15 protein-coding genes are annotated in these 15,737 nt (G+C 37.7%); 9 read left to right on the forward strand and 6 right to left on the reverse strand.

Annotated features, from left to right (window positions below; translation table 11 throughout):
• Positions 1–206 precede the first annotated feature (206 nt).
• The 5 genes from ADM90_RS01185 (at position 207) to ADM90_RS01205 (ending at position 4,465) form a co-directional block, all read left to right on the forward strand.
• Positions 207–1,253, forward strand: a complete 1,047-nt coding sequence (locus ADM90_RS01185; RefSeq protein WP_053993250.1) for a PseG/SpsG family protein — start codon at positions 207–209, stop codon at positions 1,251–1,253.
• 186 nt (positions 1,254–1,439) lie between these two features.
• Positions 1,440–1,625, forward strand: coding sequence for an SE1832 family protein (locus ADM90_RS01190; RefSeq protein WP_053993251.1), 186 nt, complete (start codon positions 1,440–1,442; stop codon positions 1,623–1,625).
• A 34-nt stretch (positions 1,626–1,659) separates the two neighbouring features.
• The gene (locus tag ADM90_RS01195; protein ID WP_053993252.1) at positions 1,660–3,225 is read left to right on the forward strand and encodes an ABC-F family ATP-binding cassette domain-containing protein; all 1,566 of its coding nucleotides are present in this window, start codon (positions 1,660–1,662) and stop codon (positions 3,223–3,225) included.
• 365 nt (positions 3,226–3,590) lie between these two features.
• Positions 3,591–3,995 carry a transcriptional regulator Spx gene (gene spx, locus ADM90_RS01200; RefSeq protein WP_053993253.1) on the forward strand — a complete coding sequence of 135 codons (405 nt, stop codon included), beginning with the start codon at positions 3,591–3,593 and terminating at the stop codon, positions 3,993–3,995.
• A gap of 23 nt (positions 3,996–4,018) precedes the next feature.
• Positions 4,019–4,465, forward strand: coding sequence for a MarR family winged helix-turn-helix transcriptional regulator (locus ADM90_RS01205; protein ID WP_053993254.1), 447 nt, complete (start codon positions 4,019–4,021; stop codon positions 4,463–4,465).
• A gap of 61 nt (positions 4,466–4,526) precedes the next feature.
• On the opposite strand, the gene ADM90_RS01210 is transcribed toward ADM90_RS01205, so the two are convergent.
• The 3 genes from ADM90_RS01210 to ADM90_RS01225 all read right to left on the reverse strand — a co-directional run bounded on the left by ADM90_RS01210 (position 4,527) and on the right by ADM90_RS01225 (position 7,748).
• A protein-coding gene (locus tag ADM90_RS01210) for an IS3 family transposase (protein ID WP_152927953.1) occupies positions 4,527–5,668 on the reverse strand; the annotation gives its coding sequence in 2 pieces (ribosomal slippage) (positions 4,527–5,395 and positions 5,395–5,668; 1,143 coding nt in all).
• Between the two features lie 178 nt (positions 5,669–5,846).
• Entirely contained in the window at positions 5,847–6,395 is a 549-nt protein-coding gene (locus ADM90_RS01220; RefSeq protein WP_053993255.1) for an RNA polymerase sigma factor, read from the reverse strand.
• Positions 6,396–6,620: 225 nt separating this feature from the next.
• Entirely contained in the window at positions 6,621–7,748 is a 1,128-nt protein-coding gene (locus ADM90_RS01225; RefSeq protein ID WP_053993256.1) for a LuxR C-terminal-related transcriptional regulator, read from the reverse strand.
• A 192-nt stretch (positions 7,749–7,940) separates the two neighbouring features.
• Here ADM90_RS01225 and ADM90_RS01230 point away from each other — a divergent pair, with 192 nt between their 5' ends.
• Together ADM90_RS01230 and ADM90_RS01235 are read left to right on the forward strand one after the other, a co-directional pair.
• A complete protein-coding gene (locus ADM90_RS01230; protein ID WP_053993257.1) occupies positions 7,941–8,696 on the forward strand; it encodes an SDR family NAD(P)-dependent oxidoreductase in 756 nt (251 codons plus the stop codon).
• Between the two features lie 17 nt (positions 8,697–8,713).
• Positions 8,714–9,457, forward strand: coding sequence for an SDR family NAD(P)-dependent oxidoreductase (locus ADM90_RS01235; RefSeq protein ID WP_053993258.1), 744 nt, complete (start codon positions 8,714–8,716; stop codon positions 9,455–9,457).
• A 189-nt stretch (positions 9,458–9,646) separates the two neighbouring features.
• Here ADM90_RS01235 and dpaL read toward each other — a convergent pair whose 3' ends face one another.
• The 3 genes from dpaL to ADM90_RS01250 form a co-directional block, all read right to left on the reverse strand.
• Complete coding sequence (gene dpaL, locus ADM90_RS01240; RefSeq protein ID WP_053993259.1) at positions 9,647–10,840, reverse strand: diaminopropionate ammonia-lyase; 1,194 nt, start codon at positions 10,838–10,840, stop codon at positions 9,647–9,649.
• Positions 10,841–10,852: 12 nt separating this feature from the next.
• Positions 10,853–12,013, reverse strand: coding sequence for a M20 aminoacylase family protein (locus tag ADM90_RS01245; RefSeq protein ID WP_053993260.1), 1,161 nt, complete (start codon positions 12,011–12,013; stop codon positions 10,853–10,855).
• 150 nt (positions 12,014–12,163) lie between these two features.
• Positions 12,164–13,402 carry a hydantoinase/carbamoylase family amidase gene (locus ADM90_RS01250; RefSeq protein ID WP_053993261.1) on the reverse strand — a complete coding sequence of 413 codons (1,239 nt, stop codon included), beginning with the start codon at positions 13,400–13,402 and terminating at the stop codon, positions 12,164–12,166.
• 164 nt (positions 13,403–13,566) lie between these two features.
• On the opposite strand from ADM90_RS01250, the gene ADM90_RS01255 reads away from it, so the two are divergent.
• Positions 13,567–14,463 (forward strand): helix-turn-helix transcriptional regulator, encoded by an 897-nt coding sequence (locus tag ADM90_RS01255; RefSeq protein WP_053993262.1) that lies wholly within the window; start codon positions 13,567–13,569, stop codon positions 14,461–14,463.
• A 264-nt stretch (positions 14,464–14,727) separates the two neighbouring features.
• Positions 14,728–15,654, forward strand: coding sequence for a serine O-acetyltransferase EpsC (gene epsC / locus ADM90_RS01260; protein WP_053993263.1), 927 nt, complete (start codon positions 14,728–14,730; stop codon positions 15,652–15,654).
• Positions 15,655–15,737: the final 83 nt, after the last annotated feature.

Below are 15,737 nucleotides of genomic sequence, written 5' to 3' on the forward strand. Positions count from 1 at the left end.
TCCCTCCTTCTATTAAACCTGTATAGTGTATGTATTTCTAGCCTCAATCTATATATCGACCATTTTTTATGCTTCAAAAGCTAATTCTCATATCTTCACTGCTAGATATTTTTCTAACTAACATCCTTTATCAAATGCTAAATTTTACACATACTTGCTCTTTCTTCGCCATAGTTTAAAGAGACAGAGGAAAGGATGGGATACATTTGCAAAACGAAACACAAGCAATAGAACCAAAAAAAACAATTGTTTTCATTATTGAAAGCTGTATTGATAAAGGGCTGTATCCTTTTGAACGGGTTTCAACATTAGCGAGGCTACTTACGCATGAGAAAGTTGTTATATTTATCAAAAGCCCTTCAAATGACGGGATGCCAATTTTAATACATGCAGGACTATCCCCTATTGTATTTAATCATTTTAACGAGCTACCTCAGCAAATAAAAGAAATTCAGCCTGATTTGATTGTAAGAGACGGACGTAACTCTGAGGGCTGGCAAGTACAGAACCTACGACCATACTGTAAAGCTATTATCCATTTTGATGATTTTGGCGAGGGTGGTCAAGCCTGTGATTGTGTACTGCTGGCCCTCTATCAAGAAGTGAAAGATTATTTACCATCTCATTATATTGGTGGCAGCTTTGTTTTCGCACTTCCAGAAATCTATCAACAATTTAACAGCATACCTGATCGTAAAATAGCTGAGGATCCTCCTCATATCGTCGTTGCTTTTGAAGATGGGGACGAGCATAATTTAACCTATCGAACACTTCGACATTTAACACAGCTACAAATTCCACTACAAATTACAGTGATGATTGACGATTGCTATCGACATGCAACAGATGATTTACAAATGATGGTGCTGAGTCGTCGCAATACGGCTATTCTTCGTGATAAAAACGCGCTTCTACAGCTATTACCAAAAGCAGATGTGATTATTTGTAATGCTAATTATACGCCTTACAAAATCGCCTCCTATGGTGTGCCATGCATTACACTTGCACAATCTGAAGCGGAGCTATTACATGCCTTCCCACGTGAGCAAAACGGCTTTATTCATTTGGGACTTGGTCGAAAAATGAAGCAATCGCAAATACAAAACGCCGTGATGGAGCTACTTTTACATGAAGCACGAAGCGAACGAGCTATCAGAAAGCAAAGACAATTAAATCTTGCGAACAACAACGAAACACTTCAAACATTGCTACTAGATTTTGCATATGATCGACACAATATCGCCTCTACTTAGTGCTACTTCAAAGATGATTATGATACAATATATAAGAATTTTTTACTTTTTGCCTCTCCATAAGGAAAGTCAAAAATAACGAGTACTTGATTGATGTTAATGATTAAGCGGTGAGGGATTTGACAAGCCCTCATCGCTTTTGCACGCATTCGTTATACCAATATGCTTACTAAAGGAGTTATAATTATGCCAACAAAAAGTGATATTGAATACCAAATTCGAGAGCTAAAAATGGACTATATCAATTTACAAGGTGATATTGAAAAATTAGAGTCTACAGGACATAACGATCAGGTAGCAAAAGCTGAAGAGCGCCTTGCAAATATGGAGGCTAAGCTAGCGGAACTCAATAAACAATTAACAGAACTTTAGAATACGAACATAAGGAACAGTTGGAGGAACATATATGGCAATATTAACAGTTGAAAATTTAGGTCATTCTTTTGGCGATCGTACCCTTTTTAAGGATGTATCATTTCGCTTAGTGGAAGGTGATCATATTGGGCTTGTTGGGGCGAATGGTGTGGGTAAATCAACATTGATGGGCATCATTACTGGTCAAACAATCCACGATACAGGAAAGGTTGAATGGCTTCCTGGCACACATTACGGTTATTTAGACCAGCATACAGCGCTCACTGCTGGACGAACAATGCGTGATGTATTGCGCGATGCCTTTTTACCATTATATAAAAAAGAAGAAGAGCTTAATGACATTACAGGTAAGATGGCTGAAGCAACACCTGAGGAATTAGAGGTGCTGTTAGAGCAAATGGCTGAGGTACAAGACGCACTGGATGCAGGAGATTTCTACTCATTAGATATGAAAATCGAAGAAGTGGCACGCGGACTTGGCCTCGATGCAATTGGCTTAGAGCGTGATGTGGCTGCACTTTCTGGTGGACAACGTACAAAGGTGTTACTAGCGAAGCTATTATTAGAAAAACCAAAAGTATTACTACTGGATGAGCCAACAAACTATCTCGATGAGGAGCATATTACGTGGTTAAAAAGTTATTTAAAAAACTATCCATATGCTTTCTTATTAATTTCACATGATACAGAATTTATGAATGAAACAGTAGATGTTATTTTCCAGCTTGAGTTTTCAAAATTAACACGTTATACAGCAACCTATGAAAAATTTTTAGAGCTTGCTGAAATTAATAAACGTCAGCATATTGAAGCTTATGAAAAGCAGCAGGAATTTATCAAGAAGCAAGAGGACTTTATTGCCAAAAATAAAGCGCGCTACTCAACAACGGGACGCGCAAAATCACGTGCCAAACAGCTTGATCGTTTAGAGCGTATTGATCGCCCAGAAACAGCGGCAAAGCCAGAATTTAGCTTTAAAGAAGCTCGTTCCACTAGTCGTTATGTTGTAGAGGCTGAAAATTTAGTGATTGGTTATGATAAAGACAAGCCCTTGCTCCCTCCCCTTACTTTTACCATCGAACGCGGAGAAAAAATTGCGCTTGTTGGTATGAATGGTGTAGGTAAATCAACCTTATTAAAAACAATGCTTGGGAAAATTAATCCTCTCGCTGGGAAAGTTATTCGAGGCGATTACCTTCACCCCTCTTACTTTGAGCAAGAGGTCAAAGCGGAGAAAATTACACCAATTGATGATGTATGGAATGCCTTCCCTTCTATGGAGCAAGCGCAAGTACGTGCAGCATTAGCAAGAGCAGGCTTAAAAACCGACCATATTACACGTCCACTTAATTCATTATCTGGTGGAGAGCAGGCCAAGGTTCGTTTATGTAAATTAATGATGGAAGAAGCAAACTGGCTACTATTTGATGAACCAACAAACCATTTAGATGTCGATGCAAAAAATGAATTAAAGCGGGCTATGAAAGAATTTAAAGGCACTATTGTGCTCGTAAGCCATGAACCTGATTTTTACGAGGGACTCGTGACAAAAGTTTGGGATGTTCAAGACTGGTTTACATCTGGACAACAAGGTTAATATTCATTACAAAGGGCAGCTCCTCAAGATTATTGAGGCTGCCCTTTTGTATATATTTTTCCTCGCACTTACGCATAAATAGTCTCTGGCAAACATATCATAATCAATGGACAAGCAAATAAGACAAGCTCATTATTTCTAGTAATTTGTCTAAACTTACATCATTGTAAGCTGGGATAGCGAAACTTTTTGCTGCTTTCTGCGTATAAGTTAATGTAAGTAAAAAATATCATGCTGATATGAAATTTTTTCAAATAACTATTGATTTATTTATATCTTACTAGTAAGATATATGTATAAGGAAATCAACTTACTAATAAGATATTCATAAAATAGAATCTAAAAAAGAAAGCGAGGAATGAAGAATGACAGTTACAATTTACTCACAAGCGAGCTGTTCTTCATCCAGAAAAGCACTTAAATGGTTAAAAGATCACAACATTGACTATAAAGAAAAACGTATTACATCACACCCACTTACACTTGCCGAATTCAAAGAAATTCTTAGCATGACGGAAGATGGCACAGATGAAATTATTGCTACAAACTCTAATGATTTTAAAAACTTAAATATTGATATCGATCAACTTTCGATTCAAGAGCTATTTGCCATTATTCAAGATCACCCTAGAATGCTTCGCAGTCCTATTTTAATAGATGAAAAACGCATTCAAGTTGGCTACAATGAGATGGATATCCGTCGTTTTATTCCACGTAAAGTACGGGCTTACGAATTAAATGCAATGACAAGATTGGCACAAGAAAGTTAAAAAAGTTTTGGAGTTGACCTTCTATGGATCAAGAAAAACAACAAGCCATTACCTCATTATTTGAAGTCGTTTCATCGATAGAGCGTAAGTGGGCAAACGAGTGGAATAATCATAATGCGCTTGGCTTTTCAAAATCCCATATTTTAATTTTAGACTATTTAGCGCAGGAGGGCCCCAAACGCCCTTCTGCTATTGCTGAACGCTTAAAAGTAACAACAGGTGGTGTTACGGTTTTAACAACAAAGCTTATTAATGCGGGCTTTATAGAAAAAACACAGCATGCAACAGACCGACGTGCTTCACAATTAGTAATTACACCTGAGGGTGAAACGATTTTAGCGGAATCTCGTCAACAAGTGAGTGCCATTATTAACAATATGTTTGGTATGCTGACAGCAGAGGAGCTTCAAACATTGCGCACTATTTTTTCAAAATGCTTACTGGATGTTGATTCGAATCAGCCAAAATAAAAAAGCTGCATCGCAATCTTGGCACTGAATACTATTTTTGAGACAGTATGAAAACACCTTATTATACAGCCAGTTGACGGTATTGAACCGGCGACTGGTTGTTTAATTTCGTTTTAATCCGAATATTGTTATAATAGTAAATGTATTCTTCGACAATATTTATGACACACGCATTTGTTGTGCGATAAATATCATCGAGGTAGAACGTTTCAGACTTTAGCGAGGAGTGAAACGTTTCAATTGGGGAATTATCAGCGGGCGTGCCTTTACGAGACATGCTCATGGTCATTCCTTTTTCTTTGACTGCCTTCTGATATGCATAAGATGTGTAAACAGAACCCTGGTCGCTATGCAGGATACAGCCTTCTGGTAGATCGGGTAATTGATTTAGCGTATCTAAGACAAAGTCGGTATCTTGTGTAAAACCAATTGTAAACGCAATAACCTCGCCATTAAATAGGTCTAAGATACTTGAAAGGTACATCATAGATTGTCCAAAAGGCAAGTAAGTAATATCTGTTACGAGCCTTTCTAGCGGTTTTAATGCCGTAAAATCACGTGCTAATAAGTTAGGAACAATGTGAGCTGGTTGTCCCGTACGTTTACGTTTCTTTACCTTTACACGACATTGCCAGCCGTATTTTTGCATCACACGTTGCACCGTTTTCTCACTAATGTCAGTAAGTAATTCTGTGATTTTTCGATAGCCGTATCTGAATTTGTGTAACTTGCACAAGTCGCCAATTTGTTGGTCTCGAAGATCCTTTTGAGTGAATTTATTTTCATTGACCTTCCAGCGATAATACGACGAACGAGCTACACCTAAATGACGGCAGATTTCACCAATCGGCATCCTTTCTTTTAACTCCTCTACTAGCTCTACTACAACTTTTGGGACCACTTCCTCTCCAACTCTGCGTACTTTTTTAACACTTCAATTTGTTGCTTTAAATAACGATTCTCTGCTTGTAACTTAGCGGTTTCACTTTCATATTCAGGCCCTTTGCCAAATGTATATTGTTTTCCTACTGGCTGTTCAAGACGATGTAATTCGCCGTTCTTGTACCATTTCATCCATGTTTTTAACTGAGAATGGTTACGAATATTTAGCTCCTCTAGTACTTGTTTTACAGGAATGCCTGCTAATCTCATTTCAATTGCTTTCATTTTCACTTCCACTGGGTAACTCACTCTTGTCCCCATAGAAAAACACCTCCACATTGATTTGATAAGGTACAATACCCGTTTTTCAACGAAAGGTGTTTTTATTTGTCTCATTTTTTTAGGTCAGTGCCCTTTTTGCGAATGCAGCTTTTTAGGTAGATTTGTCGAGTAAATACCTCTGTCTAAGTATTTGTGACATGCGACCAATCTGCTTTCATTATGCGGGCAGCACAGATTCCACAATCGATTCATCAGACATAAGCATTTCTTTTAGACGAGCTTTTGCACGAAACAGACGAGATTTCACAGTTCCAATGGACACCTTCATAATCGTAGAAATTTCAGCTAGTGAATATTGGTCTATGTAGAAATACCATAATGTTTTGCGGTAAATGGCATCTAATTGCTCCATTTTATCCTGCACTAGTTTCGTTACAATATCCTTTTCAATTTTTTCTTCTGTAGAAATATCATTATTGGGAACCAAATCTAAAATCGGTACGTCTAATGTTTCAGGTTGGTTCATCATATATTTGCTACGACGTACTTTTTTACGATAGCGATCTCTAAATGTATTCATTGTGATAGTTGTCAGCCAAGCTTTAATATGCTCTACCTCAGCAACACTGTTTTCATAGCGTACAACCTTAACCCAAACTTCTTGCATTAAATCTTCAGCCTCTACATTATTGCGAGTTAGTTTTAAACATAGGTGATAAATATAACGATTGTATTCCTCGTATACGCCTTCTAATTTTTTATTCATTGTGTATGCCTCCGCTTCTTGTTCTTGCTTCTATACACATTCTCGCAAAATAATGTATTACACTCTATCGCATTGGCTTTCAATTTCATTACAATCATGTAAGCTTAAGCATCATCACTTGTAATATTCGTAAAAATTGTTTTACTACTATATTACTTATTCCATCAATACCCTTATCATTACACTATCTCTTTATTTTCATTACTATATTTTTAATAATACTTCTTAGCTTAACAGACCTAAACGAAAGGCAGAGGCAACAACCTGTGTTCGATTTTTGGCTTTAAGCTTTGTCATTAAGCTGCTGACATAGTCCCTTACCGTATGCTCACTTAAAAACAGCAGTCCTGCAATTTTTTTATTATCATACCCTTCCGCAAGCAAGCCAAGAATCATCGACTCCCTTTCGGTAAAATGTAGCTCTGAGGCTTGCTCCACATTCTCACCCTTGCGAGATAAAAATAAGCCCAACCGCTTCCCTACTTGCTCTAGTAATGCTAATTCATCCTTTGTACAATCAAATTCCTCCCCTAGCTGATCAAATGTCAGCCAGCCAAATAATTGATCTTGTTGAATAATGGGAATAAAAATAACAGAAGATAAATTAAATAATTGGATATGCTCCTCTTTTATATAATTTTTAGGATTCTTTAAATAAATGGGCTTTCTGGAGCTAAATATCGAGTTTTGCTCTGTTATATGCCCTTTCATGCTTTGTACCTTTGGCAGCTCCGCACCAATCACACCATAAAATTCATTAGACCATGGCACATATGCATAAAATACACATCTTTTGTAGCTAAAGTACTCTTCACACTTTTTTAAAATATAAGCTAAATCATGATAACCTGACGAGTAAATGAGCAATTTATCAAGCTTATCCAATAATTGAAGATGGCTTAATTGCTGATTTGTTGAATGGTTATCATTTGTCGGATGCACTAACTTATCATAATAAAGCTGTATTAAGTACGTAAATATCGAGAGTACATACATTAATACAGCATTCATACGATGATGTTTCTGGTGAATCATAAATGTAATCAATGATTTTTCAAAAATTAATTGAAAAAGATTAAAGCTTTTTATATCAATAATGGATAGCTGCGATTGCAGCCATGTATTTAAAAAATTTTGATAATCATCCTGTAAATCTTCAATATTTGTACGTGTTAGTAAATGTAAAAATGAATTGAGCAGCATAGCCGTTTTTTTGCGATCTTCCTCTGAAATAGAAGACTCCAGATAAAGATAAATATTGGTATTTTCCTCAATTTGCTTATGATGAACTTTAATAACTAGCACAAACTCTTGAAATGTCATTTCTTCAAAGGATTGAATTGGATGTGTCATAGGCAGCTCTTCTCCTTTATTTAAACATACCCCTATAAATGGTGGATACTCGTCATACTATTATACAGCATCTTATAGGATGGTTTTTGAAATTGGGAAGCGTAAAATAAAGGTATCCCTAAAATAAAGGGAATATTTTTAAGTCCTATAGCTAAATCTATATCCAGATAGAATGAAAGGTGCGTGCTTGACATGAGATTGGAAAATAAAGTAGCTATTATTACAGGTGGAGGGACAGGTATCGGTAAAGAAACTGCTCTCTTATTTGCTAAAGAAGGCGCAAAGGTAGTTATTACTGATATAAATGAACAATCTGGTAACGAAGCAGTTCGCGATATCCAAGCTATCGGCGGACAAGCACTATTTATTCGTCACGATGTAAGCAATGAAGATGATTGGAAAAAGGTTGCAGACCAAACAATCAAAGCATTTAATAAGGTTGATATTCTTTTCAATAATGCGGGTATCTATATTATTAAGCCACTTGCAGAAATCGAACTTTCTGACTGGAACCGCTTAATGTCCATCAATGTGACAGGTGTTTTCCTAGGTATGAAGCATATTATGCCATTTATGGCTAAACAACATAATGGTTCTGTTATTAATGCTTCCTCCATTGCGGGCTTAACAGGTGCTGCTGGACATGTATTATATGGAGCTAGTAAGGGCGCAGTTCGCATTATGACAAAGGACGTTGCTATGGAATACGCACCATTTGGTGTACGTGTCAACTCTATTCATCCTGGTTATATTGATACAGGTATGGCAGATTATGCATCAGTAACAACAGGAAGCTCTAAAGATGAATTAGGGAAAAATCTATTCCCATTAGGTCGTTTAGGTTCCGTTCAGGAAGTCGCTCAAACAGTATTATTTTTAGCCTCTGATGAATCTTCATTCTCAACAGGTGCTGAATTTGTGATTGATGGTGGCGCAACTGCAAAATAATAAAGGTGGTTATTCGAATGAAATTACAAGATAAAGTAGCAATCGTCACTGGTGGCGCTAGTGGTATTGGCGAAGCAACCGTTCGCCTATTTGTAGAAGAAGGCGCAAAGGTAGTCGTTGCCGATTTTTCAGATCGTGGGCAAAGCATCTCAGAGGAATTAAATAATAATGGCTTTGATACATTGTTTGTGAAAACAGATGTAACAAGTGAAGAAGATATTAAAAATATGATGAGTGCAACAGTGAAGAAATATGGCAAGCTTGATATTATGTATGCCAATGCAGGCGTAGCTGACGATGCACCAGCACATGAATTAACGTTTGAAAAATGGAAAAGAACCATTGATATTAATTTATCAGGCGTCTTCCTTTCTGATAAATATGCGATTGAACAATTCCTTGCACAAGGTACAGGCGGTGTTATCGTTAATGCTGGTTCTATTCATAGCTTTGTTGCCTTACCAAATCCAACAGCTTATGCTTCTGCAAAGGGTGGCGTAAAATTATTAACACAAAACCTATGTACAGCCTATGCAAAAGAAGGCATCCGTGTAAATGCTGTATGTCCAGGCTATATTGAAACACCACTGCTTAAAGAAGTAGATACGGCAAGCAAAGAATACTTAGCCTCTCTTCATCCCCAAGGTCGTCTTGGCAAACCAGAAGAGATTGCAAAAGCTGTTCTATTTTTAGCGAGTGATGACGCAAGCTTTGTCAATGGTACAACACTGCTTGTTGATGGCGGTTATACAGCTCATTAATATAGCAACAACAAGGTTTAAGTCCTAGTAATATGAGGACTCAAACCTTGTTGTTTTTATTAACCGTAATATGCAATCATTTCAATTTCTACTAGTGCATTTTTAGCTAAACAATCAACTGCATAAGCAGCTCGTGCAGGCAAAATTTCACCATTGAATACTCATTATCATTCCCCCTTCCAACATCATTTAAATTGAATAAACTCCATCCCATACAATTTTTTTATAATGTGCGGCGTCCGTATCACCCTCTGTACTAAAGAATAGAATTTTTGAATCTTCATTCATTTTTAATTGCTCTTTTAAAGCTGTATACTGATCTCGTCTTAAAATTTCACTTACAGCTCCCACGCCCACTGCGCCTGATTCACCTGAAGTAACTTGTACATCGCCTTTTAACGGTGCTGCTAAAATTCTCATTCCTTGAGCAGCAATATTATCTGGACAAGAAAGGAAAGCATCCGCATAATCCTTTAAAATTTCCCAGCCTAATGTACTCGGCTCGCCACATGCTAAGCCTGCCATAATTGTATCCATATCACCTTTGACATAATGAAGCTTGCCATCACTTGCTTCAGCCGTTTTAAAAATGCAGTCTGCCTTATCTGGTTCTACAACAATGGTCATCGGGCGATCCTCACCATACATATCTGCAAAAAAGCCTTGAACTGCAGCTGCCATTGAGCCAACACCCGCCTGAATAAAAATATGTGTAGGTTTTTCATCTAACCCCTTTAGCTGCTCATATGCTTCTACTACCATCGTGATGTAGCCCTGCATAATGTTTTTAGGAATTTCCTCGTAGTCTTTCCATGCTGTATCCTGTACTAATATCCAATTGTTTTGCTCAGCATGTTCAGCAGCTAAACGAACAGTATCATCATAATTAACATCCGTAATAGAAGCACTTGCCCCTAAGCTTTTAATATGATTTAACCTTTCTTCAGAAGACCCTTTAGGCATATAAACAACAGCCTTTTGCCCTAGCTGCTTGGCTGTCCACGCAACTCCTCGACCGTGGTTTCCATCTGTTGCTGTAATAAATGTTAGTTCACCTAGCTTTTCTTTCACTTCAGGTGAGACAAGTCGATCATACGTTAGATCAGAGGGAACAATGTTTAGTTGCTTTGCTAAATATTGGCCAATCGCATACGATCCACCTAAAGCTTTAAAGGCATTTAAGCCAAAACGATAGGATTCATCCTTTACAAATAATTTGCTAATATTCAACTCCTCCGCTAAATGATCTAACACAGCTAAAGGCGTCGGTTTATACTGGGGAAAGCTCTTATGAAATGCGTGTACTTTTTGAGCCCCCTCTAGTCCTAAAAAGTCAATATTTGTACTTGGATTTTTCTTTCTAGTATATGTTATTAATTTCATCGTGACTCTCTCCTATTCTTTTGCTAGGCGAAGCTTAATAATTTCTGCAAAAAATTCAGCGCCTATTTCTATAATCTCATCATTGTAATCATACATGGAGTTATGCAGTGGAATTACTTCCTCACCTTCAACCTTACTTCCTAAAAATACAAAGCAACCAGGAATTTTTTCGATAAACTTGCCAAAATCCTCTGACGCCATAATTGGCGTACCATCGCTGTTTGTATTTTCTACGCCAACGATATTTTTGGCAGCTAATGTCGCAACTTCATTGCATTTATCCCAGTTAATCGTAGGAGAGAATTCATGTGTATAGTCAAACTCACATTCAGCCCCATGCATTGCACAGATCCCCTCACATAAGCTTTTCATTCTTTGCTCCAGCAATTTTTGAACTTCTGGCGTAAAGCTTCTCGTATCGCCTTTAATTTCTACATTAGAAGGAATGGCATTGCGAATGCCATCTGATTGTATTTCTGTACATGATATGACTGCCGTTTGAAGTGGGTCAAGATTTCTTGCCACTACTGTTTGCAGTGCAAGAATAATTTCAGCCGCAATAACGAAAGGGTCAACTCCCATATGCGGGCTTGATGAATGTGCCCCCTTTCCTTTAATTCGAATAACGAAATTATCCTCACTAGCCATAATAGGACCTGACTTTGTGTGTATCGTTCCAGCAGGTAATCCCGGCATATTATGTAAACCGTAAATTTCATCCACTGGGAAGCGCTCAAATAATTGATCCTCTATCATTGCTTGAGCACCCTTGCCGATTTCTTCAGCAGGCTGAAAAATAAATCGAACAGTCCCATTAAAGTTTCTTCGGGTAGAAAGTAATTGAGCAGCGCCTAATAATGTCGTCATATGTCCATCGTGTCCACATGCATGCATTTTCCCTTGATGCTTAGAGCGATATGGAAGGTCTTTTACCTCATTTAGATTTAATGCATCCATATCAGCCCGTAACCCAATAACACCTTTACCATCTCCCATAGTAAGATTTGCCACAATACCTGTAGTACCGATATTTTCATGAACCTCTAAGCCCATTTTTTGAAGCTCCTGTGCTATATAGGCAGATGTTTTTACTTCCTCAAAGGCCGTTTCAGGATATTTGTGCAGATAATGTCGCCATTCTAGTAATTGTTTTTTAAACTCGATATTACTCATAATATACCTCCATTTTCACAGAAAAATCTGATTATTTTTGTGTTGCTTCCTTGATATTAGATAAATGAATGGTTGTAACATCTGACTCTTTATTCCACTCAGGTTCCTTTACACCGCTTTTTAATTGATGCATATAAGCCCCCATTTTGCCTATTGCTCCATCACATCATGCACTAATCGTAAAAATGCGCGAATCCCCACCTCTAGCTTTAACTCTGGCGTATGCTCCTCCTTCGTATGGGATAAACCGCCTTCAGACATTGTAAACATCATGACAGTTGGCACAACCTTCGCCATTTCCACCGCATCATGTAAAGGACCTGAATACATTTTCGTTGCCTCACCTGTTTCCTTCTGGACAGCTTTTTCACATAGGCAAATGAACTGCTCATCAAATAATTGCGGTGCGACCGAATAAATTTTTCGCCATCCTACTGAAACGCCATTTACGCTCGCAATTTTTTCTGTCACAGCCTGTGCTTCCACATACATCTTTTGCAAATCAGCCGCATCAATTGTACGCATATCTAAAGAAATCGTACATTTTCCCGGCACAATTGTGACAACATTAGGCTGCACCTGCACTTGACCAACCGTGCAAACCGCCTTATATTTTAACGCAAGCTTTCTGAATTCTAGTGCCGCCTCTGCCGCAGCTAAAAAGGCATCTTGACGCATTGGCACAGGGAATGAACCCGCATGAGCAGCCTGTCCAACAAAATCTATATAATGACGCTCTACTCCTGCTGCGCCGAATACACACGCCACATCCTTCTGCTCTTTTTCTAACACAGGCCCTTGCTCAATATGCAGCTCTAAATAGCCTATAATATTTCTTTGTAACATTTCTTGATGCGCCTGTAGCATTTTATCTGGCATCACCTGATAGGCGGATACAGCTTTTTCAAATGTAATGCCATTACTATCAGCTCTTCCTATTAGCTCCTCGACACGTAAAGAGCCACTTGCCGCGGATGAGCCTAGGCAGCTATAGCCATAGCGAGCTCCTTCTTCATCTGCCCAATCAACAACATATAACGTTTTCCTTGGCTTTTGTTTTTCTGCTGAATAACGTCTCAATGCCTCAAGTCCAGCTAATACACCAAGTGCCCCATCAAGCCAGCCACCATGTGGCACACTATCTAAATGGCTCCCAATAACAATTGCCTCTGCGCTCTCTCCTTCCATTTTCGTCCACACATTGCCTGCACTATCTGTTGAAACCTCTGCGCCAAGTGCCTCTGCTTTTTGACGATACCAATCGCGTGCTGTTTGCCATAAAGCTGTCCATGCAACTCGCTGTGCTCCATGCTCATCTGACGTTAATACAGCAAGCTCCTTTAAATCAGCAATAACACGTACTGCTCCTTGTTCTAAACTATACTTCATCGTCATTCTCCTTTTATCAAATTTAATTACAATGCAAAAAACTTAACGATTGTTTCCAAATCCGCTAAACTGTTGTTATTACAACTACTATACATATAATCAAAATATTCCTTCTATAATTTTTGTAACTATTTTTATCAAATTTGAGTGAAAAGGTGATGTCCATGAAATCGAATCCAATTGCACAGAATATTTTAGATGGAACAACGTTCAAAATAACATTAACAGAGGATTTAGAGGAGCAAATAATCTATACATTCGAAGACTATGCGATTGCCTTATTTACACAAACCTATCATCATTTACGCTCAGACTATATACCGATTCATTGGCATGATGCCCTGCAAATTGTTTGGGTGTATCATGGCATACTTGATTATCAAATTAATCATGAAATTTTAACGGTTTCAGAAAATACACTTTTACTAATTAACAAAAAACAGCTTCATAGCTCGAAAACAATTAATCAAAATACAAATGCACTATGTATCAACTTTGACTTGAATTTTTTGCATCCAAAGCTGGTGACAGAACATGTACAGCCATTTTTTGAAAACCATCCATTTGCTTACTATTTGCTGCCATTATCCCCCAACCAAATGGCAAAGCTTGCTGATTGGACACAAGGTAAAAAACTAACACTTTTTTCGGTCATCACCCTTTTAACAACACTTATTGAGCATTTACTCACACACTATGATGCAATGATGCAAAATCATGAAGAACAGGAAATTGCTATTTTCAATCAAATGTTGCAATTTGTACAAGAAAACTATCAAAATAAGATTACAGTTAGCGACCTTACAAACTGTGCACTCATTAATAAAAGTGCCTGTAATCAGCTTTTTCGTAAATACACACGCCTATCACCCATTAAATTCGTGAACAAGCATCGGCTCTATATCGCACAAGGCTTAATTTTGCATACAAATAAATCGATTTCCGAAATTAGCGAGGACGTTGGCTTTAATCAAGTGAGCTATTTTGTAGAGTTATTTCGCAAAAATTATCATCTTGCTCCATTGCAATATCGCCACAACTACCGTCACGATACCAAATAAAGTGTCAGTAAAGAGGGATCATTCCTATTCTTCTCGATAATAAGAAGTGCAGGCTCATCAGCTACCATCATTCCATGATAAAAATATAAATCTATATAGTAGGTAATTTATTTATCAAATAAAAAGGGGTTTTCTTTTATTTTAAAGCGAAAAGGGCTACTTCAAAATTGTTACCTTGCAAATGGATGAAATCTTTTGTACCTTTATTAAAACATTAGAAATATTATATGTTTAATGACGAATTTAAAGGGGTGCCATTTTAGTATGAGCTTAAATGATTGGCTAAATGAAAAAGTGCCAGAAATTACAAATGCATTAAAAGATATGAATCGACAATATGTGGATGTAGAAAACTCCATCGGCTTTGTAGGGCGCAACCAAATTTATAAAATTTTAGATAATTTCCATGAAGTACTGTTCCCTGGTATCCATACTGTTCCACCAATTGATGATACACGTATCAATATTGTTAGCAGCAATAAGCTGCGTGAAACGGCCTTAGATTTACGTGACATTATTGAAAAGGTATTAATTTATAATATGGATTATAGTGATCCAGAGAATTGCACATGCCAAGAGGATGCAGATCGGATTGTCATGAATTTAATTTCACAATTCCCGAAAATCCGTCAAATTTTGCAAACAGATATTCAAGCAGCCTACAATGGTGATCCAGCTGCTCTTTCGACAGAGGAAATTTTATTAAGCTACCCATCTATCGTTGCTGTCTATATTCATCGTGTTGCCCATGAGTTATACGAAATGGGTGTACCAATTGTGCCTCGTATTATGTCAGAATATGCCCATAGCTTAACAGGCATTGATATTCATCCAGGGGCAACGATTGGTGAATCATTCTTTATCGACCATGGTACAGGGGTGGTTATTGGTGAAACATGCAGCATTGGCAAAAACGTTAAAATTTATCAAGGTGTCACGCTAGGCGCATTAAGCTTCCCTCTCGATGAAAATGGCAACCCAATTAAAGGCATTAAGCGTCATCCAAATATCGAGGATAATGTTGTTATTTATGCAGGGGCAACCATTTTAGGCGGTGAAACAACAATTGGTCACGATTCAGTGCTGGGCAGTAATATTTGGCTTATGAATTCTATCCCACCGCATTCTCGTGTCTATAACTCACCACCAACACCGAATATTAGTAGTAGTAAAGCCAAAAAGAGTGAATAGCCCTCACCCTTTAACAGGCTAAGATAAAAAAGTCCAAACTATTCTACAAAACTTTTACACAAGGGTTTCGTAATTGTTTGGGC

It is taken from the genome of Lysinibacillus macroides, from assembly GCF_001281525.1.
In the GTDB taxonomy this organism is placed as follows: domain Bacteria; phylum Bacillota; class Bacilli; order Bacillales_A; family Planococcaceae; genus Lysinibacillus; species Lysinibacillus macroides.